12 protein-coding genes are annotated in these 13,792 nt (G+C 39.7%); 5 read left to right on the top strand and 7 right to left on the bottom strand.

Annotation, left to right across the window (positions count from 1 at the left end; translation table 11 throughout):
• Positions 1 to 29 precede the first annotated feature (29 nt).
• Together NSQ61_RS05835 and NSQ61_RS05830 are read left to right on the top strand one after the other, a co-directional pair.
• Entirely contained in the window at positions 30 to 722 is a 693-nt protein-coding gene (locus NSQ61_RS05835; protein ID WP_130156977.1) for a Crp/Fnr family transcriptional regulator, read from the top strand.
• A gap of 91 nt (positions 723 to 813) precedes the next feature.
• The gene (locus NSQ61_RS05830; RefSeq protein WP_242009325.1) at positions 814 to 1,026 is read left to right on the top strand and encodes a YozQ family protein; all 213 of its coding nucleotides are present in this window, start codon (positions 814 to 816) and stop codon (positions 1,024 to 1,026) included.
• A 191-nt stretch (positions 1,027 to 1,217) separates the two neighbouring features.
• Here the strand turns inward: NSQ61_RS05830 and NSQ61_RS05825 are convergent, their stop codons facing one another.
• Positions 1,218 to 1,961, bottom strand: a complete 744-nt coding sequence (locus NSQ61_RS05825) for a YwiC-like family protein (protein WP_063387675.1) — start codon at positions 1,959 to 1,961, stop codon at positions 1,218 to 1,220.
• A gap of 199 nt (positions 1,962 to 2,160) precedes the next feature.
• On the opposite strand from NSQ61_RS05825, the gene ric reads away from it, so the two are divergent.
• Positions 2,161 to 2,856: an iron-sulfur cluster repair di-iron protein gene (gene ric, locus NSQ61_RS05820; RefSeq protein ID WP_340806271.1), complete on the top strand. Its 696-nt coding sequence runs from the start codon at positions 2,161 to 2,163 to the stop codon at positions 2,854 to 2,856.
• Between the two features lie 692 nt (positions 2,857 to 3,548).
• Here ric and parC read toward each other — a convergent pair.
• The 3 genes from parC to NSQ61_RS05805 all read right to left on the bottom strand — a co-directional run bounded on the left by parC (position 3,549) and on the right by NSQ61_RS05805 (position 8,528).
• Positions 3,549 to 5,978, bottom strand: coding sequence for a DNA topoisomerase IV subunit A (gene parC / locus NSQ61_RS05815; protein WP_340806269.1), 2,430 nt, complete (start codon positions 5,976 to 5,978; stop codon positions 3,549 to 3,551).
• A 25-nt stretch (positions 5,979 to 6,003) separates the two neighbouring features.
• A complete protein-coding gene (gene parE, locus NSQ61_RS05810; RefSeq protein WP_094246508.1) occupies positions 6,004 to 7,926 on the bottom strand; it encodes a DNA topoisomerase IV subunit B in 1,923 nt (640 codons plus the stop codon).
• 194 nt (positions 7,927 to 8,120) lie between these two features.
• Complete coding sequence (locus NSQ61_RS05805) at positions 8,121 to 8,528, bottom strand: CoA-binding protein (RefSeq protein ID WP_063387680.1); 408 nt, start codon at positions 8,526 to 8,528, stop codon at positions 8,121 to 8,123.
• Between the two features lie 155 nt (positions 8,529 to 8,683).
• On the opposite strand from NSQ61_RS05805, the gene plsY reads away from it, so the two are divergent.
• The gene (gene plsY / locus NSQ61_RS05800; protein ID WP_311066126.1) at positions 8,684 to 9,280 is read left to right on the top strand and encodes a glycerol-3-phosphate 1-O-acyltransferase PlsY; all 597 of its coding nucleotides are present in this window, start codon (positions 8,684 to 8,686) and stop codon (positions 9,278 to 9,280) included.
• A 19-nt stretch (positions 9,281 to 9,299) separates the two neighbouring features.
• On the opposite strand, the gene NSQ61_RS05795 is transcribed toward plsY, so the two are convergent.
• The 3 genes from NSQ61_RS05795 to NSQ61_RS05785 form a co-directional block, all read right to left on the bottom strand.
• Positions 9,300 to 10,016: an exonuclease domain-containing protein gene (locus NSQ61_RS05795; RefSeq protein ID WP_340808059.1), complete on the bottom strand. Its 717-nt coding sequence runs from the start codon at positions 10,014 to 10,016 to the stop codon at positions 9,300 to 9,302.
• A 23-nt stretch (positions 10,017 to 10,039) separates the two neighbouring features.
• Positions 10,040 to 11,017, bottom strand: coding sequence for a DUF294 nucleotidyltransferase-like domain-containing protein (locus NSQ61_RS05790; RefSeq protein ID WP_311066128.1), 978 nt, complete (start codon positions 11,015 to 11,017; stop codon positions 10,040 to 10,042).
• 66 nt (positions 11,018 to 11,083) lie between these two features.
• A complete protein-coding gene (locus tag NSQ61_RS05785; RefSeq protein WP_340806266.1) occupies positions 11,084 to 12,349 on the bottom strand; it encodes an ammonium transporter in 1,266 nt (421 codons plus the stop codon).
• 224 nt (positions 12,350 to 12,573) lie between these two features.
• On the opposite strand from NSQ61_RS05785, the gene NSQ61_RS05780 reads away from it, so the two are divergent.
• Positions 12,574 to 13,728 carry a CapA family protein gene (locus NSQ61_RS05780; RefSeq protein ID WP_327848194.1) on the top strand — a complete coding sequence of 385 codons (1,155 nt, stop codon included), beginning with the start codon at positions 12,574 to 12,576 and terminating at the stop codon, positions 13,726 to 13,728.
• The last annotated feature ends 64 nt before the right edge of the window (positions 13,729 to 13,792 follow it).

Genomic DNA, 13,792 nt, shown 5'->3' with positions numbered 1-13,792 from the left:
AATCAAAGTTGAAAAAAAGGTGTGATACCATGACAAATAGCTGGGTGTTTGAAAGATTAAGAAGCGTTCCCCTTTTCCGTGAACTGTCTGATGAAGAATTGACTTCCATAGTTGCTATCTCTCAAGTACGTACCTATCAACCAAAATCGTATGTATTCATGCAAGGCGACATGCTGGAAAACGTATATTTCATCCATTCAGGAACTATTAAAATATATAAAACGGACAGAAATGGAAAAGAACAAATCGTTTCCATCTTGCAGAATGGAGAAATGTTTCCCCATACCGGATTTTTTTGCAAAGGATCTTACCCTGCTCATGCAGAAGTTATGGAAGAATCTACATTAATTGTCATTCCCATCAAAGATTTTGAGGAAACGCTTATGCTCTTTCCGGTATTGTCCATCAAATTGTTTCGTGTGATGAGTGAAAAAATCATAGATTTGCAAAATCGGTTAGAAGAGCAAATTCTTCATAATACATATGAACAAATCGTATTGTTGCTGTTGCGGCTTACCAAAACGAATGCACTGCCGCAAGGAAAACTTTATCGTTTGACAACCCATTTAACGAATCGGGAATTGGCAAATATGATCGGAACTTCCCGTGAAACCGTAAGCAGAACGCTTAACCAGATGAAGCGGAAGGGTCTTATTCTTGTTGATGACGACGGATATTATTTGGTTGATGCTGAACAATTGGAGAAAGAAATCTTTATGTAGCGGCCGCCAAAAAGAAAACTTATTTTTGATGAATGTTTGAAGCGATTAAGAATCATAATAAAAGAAAACGAATTTTCATGGAGGAAACGAAATGTCCACAAAACGTCAAGACAAGAAAATGAAAAATAACCCAACCTTCGGAGCATATGATGAACCTTTTAAGAGCGGCAGCGAATCCGACCTAAAACAAGGTTTGGCCATAACGCAGGAACAAATAAGAGATACATATACGGAGGGCACAATTGATGGGATGATGGAGGATGTTGACGGCAACAACATCCCGTTGAAGACTGAAAAAGAATAATAATTCCTTTTTTTCCTGATATTAAAAATTTAAGTGAAATGCCTGTACCCCCCGCAATCATCATGATGATTGCGGGGGAATTTCATGGCCAATTTTGTCTTGACAGCGTTTAAAAAAATATATCGGCATTACTTCCCCCAAAAAATCGAATGATCATTGGGCAATCAACCTTCTGCAAAGGGAAAATGCGCTTACGGCAGCATGAACAGATTGATGATCATAAACATTGCAAAACAAAAATATACGGCATTGCCCACTTCTATTAAACCGATTTTTAAAATCGGCATTTTTTTTCCGTAAAAATAAACAGCTCGAATAACACTCGGAATATAAGCTATTATAAAAACGGCATATTCGGTAGCGACCAAGCCGATCATTAAGAAAACATGAAAACCCCATGACAACCATTTATAGTTCGGATTGTTTTTTTCCCGAATCATTGTTTTGACATAAAAAGTGCTGCCCACAAAAAATAAAAAACAAAGCATTATGGTGATGAAGGCTTCTTTTGTTATTTCTCCGCTTACAATAAAAGAACTGGCAAGACCTCCAATGCAAAAAACAGCGATTGCTGCTAGATCATTGAAAAAAGCACGATCTTTTTTCTTTTTCCCATAATAAATATTTATTAAAAAAAACGGTGTCATCGCCATTCCGAAATATATTATTTCCCATCTATACATTAATGGAAAGAGCAGTATAGCGGCAGCAGCGGCAAAATAAAGAGCAAACCACTTTATATAAAATGGCTTGCGCTTATTTTTCATAGCCATCAGTAACGGATATGTTGCTAAATATAAACATAACCAGCCGATAAATAATGGAATATGAATCCAAGAGAACCCTCCTATATAAGCCCCTAATAGAAATGGTATAACAAGCATTGCCCAGGCTCCATGCTGTTTTGGAATCACTAATTTCTTGACGGTTGCCATCATGTATCCACCTTTCATCAACAATTTCTTCTAAATTCCATTATAGTGAAAAAAACTAGCTACGTTGTGATTTGTTGCATACCTCTTTGTTTTGTCACAAAATAGCCACAACACTAAACGGGAAAGTGACACCTGTCACTATTGAAAAGAACGAGTTGCGGTATTATCTTTTTAACAATGAAATTGGGAGGGAAAAATAATGAAAACAATATTTACGGAAAATACGACAGTTGGAGAAATTGTCGCAATGCTTCCGAAAGCGAGCGATGTTTTTAAAAAAAATAAAATTGATTTTTGTTGCGGCGGTGATCGCTCTTTAAAAGAAGCAGCTGATAAACGGGGAGTGGCGATTGAGGAATTAATGAGTCAATTGCAGGATCTGTATGCTGCAACTGATGAAAAAACAGAGAAAAATTGGTTGACAGCAACATACTCAGAACTTATTGACCATATCATAAATAAACATCATCGTTATTTGTTGGAAGAACTGCCAAACCTTAGTCCCTATGTGACAAAAGTTATGCGAGTCCACGGCGAAAATCATCCACATCTAATAAAGATTCATAAATTGTTTAATGAATTAAAAACGGAACTAGAACAACATTTATGGAAAGAAGAGTCTGAAGTATTTCCGCTTATTAGCCAATTCGAGAAGCAGCCGACAAGCGAAAACGAACAAAAAATGAAAAAAATGATTGCCGATCTTACGAATGAACATGATAAAACAGGGGATATCATAAAAGAAATTAGACGGATCACAAATGACTATACCCTTCCGGACGGGGCTTGCCGAACATATCAACTCGTTTACAATCGTTTAGAAGCTTTGGAATCAGACTTATTTGAACACATTCATTTGGAAAATAACGTATTATTTCCACGCATTCTTCAATAATTTCGGGAGAAAGAGGCGGCGATCCCCCGCCTCATTCTTCACCATCTACGTTCCATCTTCGTTGCTTCTAAGATCCATTTCAACATCACGGAAACGGTTTTTTCAGGGAATAGAAAGCTAAAAACGAAAAGCGCCTCGGTGTGTGACGTCATTTTCGCTGATGTTGCTGAATAAGCGGCTTTCGATATGGTTCTTTCTTTTTTGGAAGCGCTCTTTTTCTTGTTTTGATATTCTGCTTGTTTGGCACAAAAGAAGAATAACTTAAACATCTTTCTTCTGATATAATAAGTATAATAAGTTATATCCAACTTTTTTCAACTACACCACTACGATCACAAAGGAAGTGAAGGGAAATTGGAGGAATTTGTAGGATTCTGTATAAGGTGCAGCAAACCTATTCATTGTCTAAACGGTTTTTTGAATGGGGCTATTGACGAAAAAAATGGGTCGTTGTTTTGTTTTTCATGCTTAGAAGAGAATGAAAATTCGGATTTTTCTCATCCATCCCATTGAAAGCGCAAATAAATGGCATTTAGATTATGCATTTCAAACAACGTTTAGAAATGTGTCCGAATAATATGTCTGATCGAGACCAAGCGGTTTTCTTTCAGAACCCGCTCCTAAACCGCCAATGAAGCAAATAGAGTGAAAAACCCCTATCCTCACTAAATCCGGATAGGGGTGATCATTTTTTATGCTTCCGTTTCCAGCCAGCTATCAGTGACTTCTCCTGCCTCCTCTTTATCTATGTAAAAGGAACCGTTGCTGTATCGATCAGTCACCTTCACATTGGAAAGAGGCACTATTTCCCTGATGCCTTTCTCCGTTTCCAATACCAAATTCTCATTACCGTTGACGAGTAAGATGGCCGCTGTCCGATGCGGGTTTGTTTTCAGCTCTCTGTACAGCATTGATCCTCTTCTGGCTCGTTGTGTTCGTTCGATTTCCCCGATATTGATCATTTTCACAGCGCCTCTGTGCGTGACAATGGCGAGCTTTTGATCGTTAACATGTTTCTGAGCAAACACAAGTCCAGAAACGACTGCATCGCCTTCCTTTAATTGGATGCCTTTGACTCCTGCGGCACGGGAGCCGACAATATTCACTTCTTCTTCGTGAAATAAAAGACCGTATCCAAAACGGGTGGATAACAAAATCAATCCTGTTCCATCAGTTATATGAACCGCAACCACTTCATCGTCGTTTTTTAAATTGATCGCAACAAGCGGCTTGGAGTATCGCTGAGCTTTATATTGGCGAATTTCCGTTTTCTTCACCATGCCTTTTTTCGTAACAAACAAGAAAAATTTCTCGTCGTCAAAACTTTTTAAAGGAATGCCTTGTACAATCCGTTCATCTTGATCAATCGGAATGGTCCTTGAAATATGCTGTCCAATATCCTTCCAGCGAATATCCGGAAGCTCGTGAACAGGACAATATAAATAATTTCCTTTGTTTGTGAATAAGAGAAGAACATCTGTTGTGTTCATTTCATACTGACATAGCAGTCGATCCGAATCCTTCATGCCGAAATCTTTTCCGTTTGATGCTGTATACGACCGCAAGCTTGTACGTTTCACATAGCCGTCTTTTGTCACAGTAACAATTGTATCCTCGCTTGCGATGAGGGATTCCATATTGATAGTAATGGATTCAATTTCCGCCTCAATCTTCGTCCGCCGCTCATCGGCAAATGTTTTTTTCAATTGTTTTAATTCGGATTGAATGACTTTGGAAAGCTTTTTTTCATTCTCCAAAATGCTTGTTAACCCCTTGATTTTTTTCTCAAGCTCTTCTTCTTCCGCTTTCAACGCTGTAATATCAGTGTTTGTCAGACGGTACAGCTGCAACGAGACAATCGCCTCTGCCTGCGGCTCAGTAAATGCAAATTCACTGATTAAATTATCTTTCGCATCCCGTTTATCTTTTGAAGCACGAATAACAGCGATCACTTCATCCAAGATGGATAGAGCTTTGATTAATCCCTTTACGACATGCTCCCTTTCTTGAGCTTTTTGGAGCTCAAAAGTCGATCGGTTAATCACGACTTCCTTTCGGTGTTCGATGTAAGCATCCAACAATTCAGGCAGGCTTAATAATTTCGGATGCCGACGGTGAATTGCAACCATATTAAAGTTATATGGAACTTGCAAATCTGTGTTTTTATATAAGTAATTTAAAACTCCTTCAGCATCGGCATCTTTTTTCAGTTCGATGACGATGCGAAGACCTGTCCGGTCCGTTTCATCGCGCACCTCGGCGATTCCGTCCACTTTTCTTTCGTACTTAAGGTCATCTATTTTTTTAACTAAATTTGCTTTATTGACCTCATACGGAATTTCTGTAATGACAATTTGCTCTTTTCCGCCTCGGATTTTTTCAATTTCCGCTTTGCCGCGAACAACAATTTTTCCTTTTCCTGTTTTATATGCTTTTTTAATCTCGTCGATTCCTTGAATGATTCCTCCAGTCGGGAAATCAGGGCCTTTTAACACTTCCATTAATTCCTCAACTGTGCAATCCGGATGATTCATTCGCATAATCACAGCATCAATAACTTCGCCGAGATTATGCGGAGGAATATCAGTTGCATAGCCGGCTGAAATCCCTGTTGAACCATTGACAAGCAAGTTTGGGAACATCGCGGGGAGAACGACGGGTTCTTTCGTTGTATCATCAAAATTCGGTACAAACTCGACTGTATTTTTCTCAATATCTTTTAAAAGCTCGGAAGCAAGTTTGGACAGCCGTGCTTCCGTATAACGCATGGCGGCAGGAGGATCGCCGTCAAGGCTTCCGTTGTTTCCGTGCATTTCCACTAAAACATTGCGAACCTTCCACTCCTGGCTCATCCGAACCATCGCTTCATATACAGAAGAATCTCCATGCGGATGGAAGTTCCCGATAACATTCCCGACTGTTTTGGCCGCTTTTCGAAATCCTTTATCATGCGTATTTCCGTCCATCAGCATCGCGTATAAAATTCTCCGCTGCACCGGCTTCAGCCCGTCGCGAACATCCGGAAGCGCGCGGTCTTGAATAATGTATTTGCTGTACCGTCCAAAACGGTCGCCCAGCACATCTTCAAGGGGTAAATCGACATAACGTTGTTGAGCTTCCATGCTGCTCCTCCTCTAGCACATTGTTTTAAATTTCGAACATGTTGTCATTTTCGTCAATACCAAAAGACACATTTTTTTCGATCCATTGTCGACGCGGTTCAACCTTGTCACCCATTAAGGTTGTCACTCTTCTTTCCGCTCTTGCTGCATCATCAATCCGGACGCGGATGAGAGTGCGTGTTTCAGGATTCATCGTCGTCTCCCATAGCTGCGGCGCATTCATTTCTCCAAGCCCTTTGTATCGTTGGATTGTGTAGCCTTTGCCGACCTTCTTAATGGCAGCGGACAGCTCCTTCTCATTCCATGCGTATTCAATGACTTCGGATTTGCCGCTGCCTTTGCTTACTTTATATAAAGGCGGAAGCGCAATATAGACTTTCCCTGCCTGAATGAGCGGCTTCATATATCGATAGAAGAAAGTCAATAAAAGCACTTGGATGTGGGCGCCATCCGTATCAGCATCCGTCATAATGATCACTTTGTCGTAGTTGCAATCTTCAATGTTAAAATCAGCACCGACGCCAGCTCCGATTGCATGAATAATTGTATTGATTTCTTCGTTTTTAAAAATATCCTGCAGCTTCGCCTTCTCCGTATTGATCACTTTTCCGCGCAGAGGCAGAACAGCCTGAAATCTTCTATCCCGACCTTGTTTCGCTGATCCTCCCGCAGAATCCCCCTCCACAAGAAACAATTCATTTTTCTTTGGATTCCGTGATTGAGCAGGCGTAAGCTTTCCGCTTAAAGACATTTCAGATTTTTTTCGTTTTTTTCCTGATCTTGCTTCTTCGCGCGCTTTTCTTGCCGCCTCTCTTGCTTCTTGCGCTTTTATCGCCTTTTTAATCAGGAGGGTGCTGATCTCCGCATTCTCTTCTAAAAAATAAGATAATTTTTCCGAAATGACTGTGTCAACAGCAGATCTCGCCTCTGTTGTACCGAGTTTTCCTTTCGTTTGTCCTTCAAACTGCAAAAGTCCTTCAGGGATTCGGACGGAGATAATTGCCGATAGCCCTTCACGAATATCTGTTCCTTCCAAGTTTTTGTCTTTCTCTTTTAATAAACCGGTCTTTCGTGCGTATTCATTAAACACTCTTGTCATGGCAGTTTTGGCGCCCGCTTCATGTGTGCCGCCGTCTTTTGTTCTCACATGGTTGACAAACGACAAAATGTTTTCGCTGTAGCCGTCATTAAATTGGAAAGAAAATTCGACTTCAATTCCTTGCTGCTCACCTTCGAAAAAGACAACAGGATGAAGAGTTTCTTTTCCTTCATTTAAATATGCGACAAATGATTCGATCCCATTTTCATAACAATAAGATTCTTGAACATTGTTCCGTTCATCAATCAAATCAATTGTTAATCCTTTTAGGAGGAATGCAGACTCCCGCAATCGTTCACTCAATATGTCAAATTGAAAAGTCGTAGTGCTGAAGATGAGAGGATCTGGTTTAAAATGGACTGTCGTACCGGTTTCTTTTGTTTCTCCTATCTTTTCTAATGTCGTAACGGGTTTCCCGCCCTTTTCGAACCTTTGCTTGTAAATAAATCCGTCCCGTTTAATCGTCACTTCAAGCCACTCAGATAAAGCATTGACGACTGAAGCGCCTACTCCGTGCAAGCCGCCGCTTGTTTTGTAACCGCCTTGCCCGAATTTTCCTCCTGCATGAAGCACGGTTAAAATTACTTCCGGAGTCGGCTTACCAAGCTTATGCATGCCAGTCGGCATTCCTCTTCCTTTATCAGCAACAGAAATGCTTTCATCTTTATGTATTTTGACAATGATATGGTCTCCGAAGCCTGCTAATGCTTCATCTACAGAATTGTCAACAATTTCATATACAAGATGATGCAATCCTCTAGCATCCGTGCTGCCGATATACATCCCCGGCCGTTTCCTTACTGCTTCCAATCCTTCCAATACTTGAATCGCATCGTCATTGTATTCCATTATCTTTGCTTTTCCCACAAACAAATAACTCCTTTCAAAAAACAAGAACAGATGTTTGTAAACTGTATTTTACATGGTTTCCCTGCGTTTGGCAATCTTACACGGCAACGTATATTATTGTATTACTCAAATGTCGTATGTTTCAAACCTTTCTTCAAAAAAAGAACCCATCAAGATGATGGGGGAAACATTTGTTATTTTGTTAACGCATGCGCCACTTTTATACACATATCCATGATAACGGGATAACCTTTTTCTTTTAATAATTGATAAGCTTCCTCGTTAACGCAGCCTAATTGAGCCCAAAAAACATCGGCATCAATTTCTAAAAATTCTTTCGCAACATCTAATAAATGCTCGGAACGTCTAAAAACGTTTACAATATCCACATGTCCTTCAATTTCTTTTAAGGATGAGACCGCTTTGACACCCAAGGCTTCATCGATCATCGGATTGACAGGAATAATCTCATACCCCGCATTTTGCATCGCTTGTGAAACTTGGTAAGATTCTCTTTCAGGATTGTTGGACAAGCCGACAACAGCGATTCGTTTGCTTTTTTTTAAAATATCACGGATTTCGTCTAGACTTGGATTTTGCATGAAAATTTGTTCACTCCTTCCAATGTTTCTTTTATTATAACTGTAAAAGCGTCGAACACCAAAGTTTTAAAACGGCTTTTATCAACAAAATATAGTCCTGATCGAATCAATTGTGTACAATAATAATAGAATCATGAATATAAAGGAGTTTCATTATGTCTTTTCTATTAATCTTAGTCCTTATCTTAGCTTATTTAATTGGTTCCATCCCCTTTGGACTTATCGTTGGCAAAATTGGATACGGTATTGATATTCGCGAACATGGAAGCGGAAATTTAGGTGCAACCAACACTTTTCGAGTGCTTGGAAAAAAAGCCGGGCTGTTTGTTACGGTTGCAGACATTTTAAAAGGTACTCTCGCAGCAAGCCTCCCCGTATTGCTTAGTGGTGACCTACACCAAGCATGGACGCTCATTGCAGGAATGGTGGCTGCTGTAGGACATATGTATCCAATTTTCGCAGGCTTTCGGGGCGGAAAAGCCGTGGCGACAAGCGGAGGGGTGCTGCTTTTTTATAGCCCATTACTCTTTTTATCCATGCTTGCTGTATTTTTTCTTGTTTTATATGTATCAAAATATGTTTCTTTATCCTCTATGGTTACAGCACTGTATACGTTAGTTTATACTATTTTTACCGGTGATGCGGCTTTAATGATCATTGTCGCGATCCTCGCAACCTTTGTTTTCTATCGGCACAGAGCCAATATTAAAAGGATCTTAAATAAAACAGAGCCAAAAGTGAAATGGCTGTAAAATAGAAAGGAGCGGGAACTCATCTTCTCGCTCCTTGTTTTAATTGTGATAGTTTGATAAACACATCCATCAACGTTTTATAGCCTGATTCAACAAACATTTTTACATATTCACACCAGATCGCGGCTGTCATTTTTGCATCTTCTAAGGCGTGATGACGCTTTTGGACCGGGATGGAAAAAAACCGGCAGCATTCATCTAAACTTACGGCAATTTGTTCTCGCTGAACGAGCTGGAACAGCATGGCTGTATCCACAATCCGATGTTTAAATGGAATGCGGAAATGCTCCTTATTAGCTTCTGTAAGAAAATTTTTTTCATGATTGGCATGATGGGCGACAAGCGTCCGATTTTCTGCAAATTGATAAAAACGAATCAATACTTCCGATATAGGGGGAGCAGCTCTTACGTCTTCTTCAACAATTCCTGTCAATTTTTTTACATCAACGGGAATTTCCCCTTCATACTGAACAAAAGAGTAAAATGTATGCTTTTCTTCAATCTGCATGCCGTGAACTTTAACTGCTCCAATCGAAAGAATTTGATCCCCTTTTTCCGGAAAAAAACCTGTTGTTTCCAAATCAAGCACAACAACGTCCAGCTCCTTAAGAGGAGTTGACAAGCTTTCCTCCCGCTTTAAGTCTTGTTCCATTTTCCGCAAAAACGCTGCATGCTGAAGATTTGTTTCAAGACCTGTAAATGCTGAAGATTGCATTTTCCCCTGAAATTGCTTCATCAAGTGAAAAAAAGATGGAAGTTTCATGGATTAACGCCCTTTTCAATGATGGATTTCGTTTCATTCATCAATTTTTTTCCGCCTAAAATGATTTTTTTTAGCCTTCCTTTTTCTTCTTTTGATAAATCCTTTAAAGAGAGGTAATGAACTTCATCATATGTGTTCGCTTTTAATGAATTTTTAAAATGAATCGTTACTAATTCTTGAAAATATGTGTGATATGGAGATAATACATGACGAAAATACTCCTGCTTCATCAGAAGCTGAAACCTCGACAGCGTAGACGTATCCAACAATCGTTCTTTGATCGCCAATAAGCGGACAGAATTAATGTAAGGCAATAACCCGGCCTGTTTTAAATCAATAGCGCCTGAATGAGGGCCGTATGTTTCAGGAAGCAGCTGATGAAAAATACCCACCCCTTTTTTGACATGCATTGTGTTGTTTAACAATCGACCGAGAAAATCAGGATTATATTGAATATATTGGAAAATTTGGTTTTTCAGTCGATGAATCGATTCGGATTGTCCGATGATCATACGCGCATCAAAAAAGATTAATAAATAGCGGATAGAATCAAATGTTTCATCCTGCAGCCATTTATTGATCTGATTGCTCCAGCTTTGTTCCGATCGGCACCATAAAGAAGTTGAACACATGACATTTCCTTCGCAGTAAGGATAACCGATGACGTTCAAGCCGAATGAAACTTCTTTTCCAAGCAGCAAAAAGTAGTCGAGAGCTTCTTTCTCATTGGAATGAAAAATGAGTCCGTGGTCTTGATCGCTTATTTTCGCCTGCTCGCCTCTTCCGCCGCTTCCGACTAAAAACCAAGTAAATTCACAAGGCGCAGGGCCGTATTTCTTTTTTACAATCTCGAAAGAAAGATGGAAGGATTGTTTCATAACCTGATCGTGTATACTGTTTAATTCCGTCACTGTTTTCGCTTTTTGCAAATGACTGTTGCGCCATTCCTTCAATTGTTTGTAAGGATTCCCCATGTGTATAAAAATCCCCTTTTTTATAAATAAGCGTACAGATGATACATCATCCATACGCTCTTGCGGTTAGCTTCCAAGCTTTTGTTCATTGGATTCAAATGCTTCCGGATACCCATAAACTCCGTGCTCGCTTAAGTCCAAACCGATCATTTCTTCTTCTTCTGTCACCCGCAAGCCATTGAGCAATTTTTTCATCACAGCTAAGATGACGAATGAAACAACAAAGGCGTATAAACCTGAAGTAAACACTCCCAATGCTTGAATGCCGAGCTGAGTAAGGCCTCCGCCGTAAAACAATCCAGGGTTACCAATAGTTGCTAATTCAGGGGTTGCAAAAAATCCAGTTGATAAAGTGCCCCAAACACCAGCTACTCCGTGAACAGACAAACAATAAATCGGATCATCAATTTTAACTTTATCAAAAAACTTCATACTAAAATATACGAGAATTCCAGCTATTAGCCCGATTACGACAGCAGCCCATGTGTCGACAAATGCACAAGATGCGGTAATGGCGACCAATCCTGCAAGCGCTCCGTTTAACATTGTCGGTATATCAGCTTTTCCGCCAGCGATCCATGAAATGATCAAGGCGCTTACGGCTCCTGCTCCGGCAGCTAAATTCGTGTTCAAAGCAACAAATCCAAAAAATCCATCCTCAACTGTAATCGTGCTTCCTGCATTGAAACCGAACCAACCAACCCATAAAATAAGTACGCCTAGAGCTGTATAAACTTGGTTATGTCCATAAATATTATTAACAGAACCATCTTTGTTATATTTACCGATCCGAGGTTTCAACAAGATCGTTGCAGCCAAAGCTGCCATTGCACCTGTCAAATGAACAACGGTAGAACCTGCAAAATCTTGTTTTCCATGTTCTGACAGCCATCCTCCGCCCCAAATCCAATGAGCAACAACTGGATAAACAAGTACGGTAAACAATACAGAAAAAATTAAATAAACTGAAAGTTTCGCCCGTTCCGCAAATCCAGCAAAAGCAATGGCTAGAGAAACTCCGGCAAAGGCTAACTGGAATACAAAAAAGACGGATGTTGAAAGAGATAATCCATCTATTTCATATCCTGAATAAAAAAAGTCAGACATTCCTACAAAAAAGTTGCCGTTCTTCCCAAAAATAAATCCATAGCCGACTGCCCAGAAAACAATGGAGGCAATTCCGAATGTAAAAACAGTTTTTCCGGCAATATGTCCGGCATTTTTCATTCGTGTAGAACCCGCTTCGAGCAATATAAATCCTGCTTGCATAAAGATGACCAAAATAGCTCCCAGCATCACCCATAAACTGTTCATTAACGTTAATGAGTCCATAGCACAACCTCCCATGTAATTATTTCTTCTTAATTGTGTTATAAAAAATAACATAAGAAGTATATCTCTATTTTTACACCCGTTTTATTTTAATGTCAATTCATTTTCCATAATTTTTCGAAAAAGTATGTTAGGAAATCTAACATATAAACAAAATTAGACAATAGTTTATTTTTTCCGACAAAACGTTTATGATAGTAAAAACAGTATTTAAGGAGGGTTTTATGAGAAAGGTTTTCTTAATATTCGCAATTATTTGTTTGATGCTTTTTTCAGGATGCGACAGCAAAGGTCAGGCAAATGAGCAAAACACGGTCAAAAAAGAAAATGTGGATGATTCGCCACAATCTATACAAGCTGCTCCCAAAAAAGTGGAGCCGACCGAATCGCTCGTCACTGTTTCTGCAATAGGTGATGTTCTCATACATAGCCAGCTTTTTAAAGATGCGAGGACCGGGAGCGAATCATACAATTTTAAGCCAATGTTTGCAACAGTAAAACCTTTGCTCTCGAAAAGCGACTTAGCCATCGCCAACCAAGAATCGATCATTGGGGGAACAGAACTTGGAATCTCCAGTTATCCGTTGTTTAATAGCCCATTCGAAGTGGCAGATGCGCTAAAAGATGCTGGCATTGATATCGTCTCAACGGCAAACAATCATAGTTTAGATAAAGGAGAAAAAGGTATTTTAAATGCGATTCAGCATTATGAACAAATCGGGCTACCGTATGTAGGGAGCTTTAAAAACGAAGCGGACGCCAATACATGGAGAATTCAACAGGTCAACGGGGTGAAAATCGGCTTTCTTTCGTATACATATGGGACAAACGGTATTCCAGTTCCGAAAAATAAACCCTATTTAGTAAACCTTATTGATGAAGAAAAAATGAAAAGGGATTTAGACACACTAAATGGACAAGTTGATGTAACTATTGTTAACATGCACTGGGGAGAAGAATATCAATCCTTTCCAAGCGACGCTCAAAAACAGTGGGCGCAGCTGCTAGTCGATCATGGTGCAGACATTATCATCGGTCACCATCCTCATGTATTGCAGCCGATCGAATGGCTGGAAGGAAAAAATGGAAACAAGAGTATCGTTGTGTATTCGTTAGGCAACTTCTTGTCTGGCCAAAAGGGAGATGGAAAAGACATCGGAGGGATTTTTTCGATTGATGTAATTAAGCGGACTGATGCTAACGGTACGACACTGACTTTGAAAAATCCGCGTTTACTCCCTACCTACGTTACCAAAAATAAAAATCATCATTACTATGTTGAATTGCTGGACCGCATCGACAAAAACGCCTATGAAAAAGTGATGAAGCATATGCATCAATGGTTGGAAACGAAAGAAGTGACGAACTCTATCCAGTAGAGTTTATTCATGGAAAGAAAGCTTTTCATGTAATATAATGTAAACAGGAAGCTGATATTAGGAG

Origin of the sequence: Aeribacillus sp. FSL K6-1121 (genome assembly GCF_038003725.1) — a bacterium.
Lineage (GTDB): Bacteria > Bacillota > Bacilli > Bacillales > Aeribacillaceae > Aeribacillus > Aeribacillus composti.
This window is presented reverse-complemented; position numbering and strand designations above follow the sequence as displayed.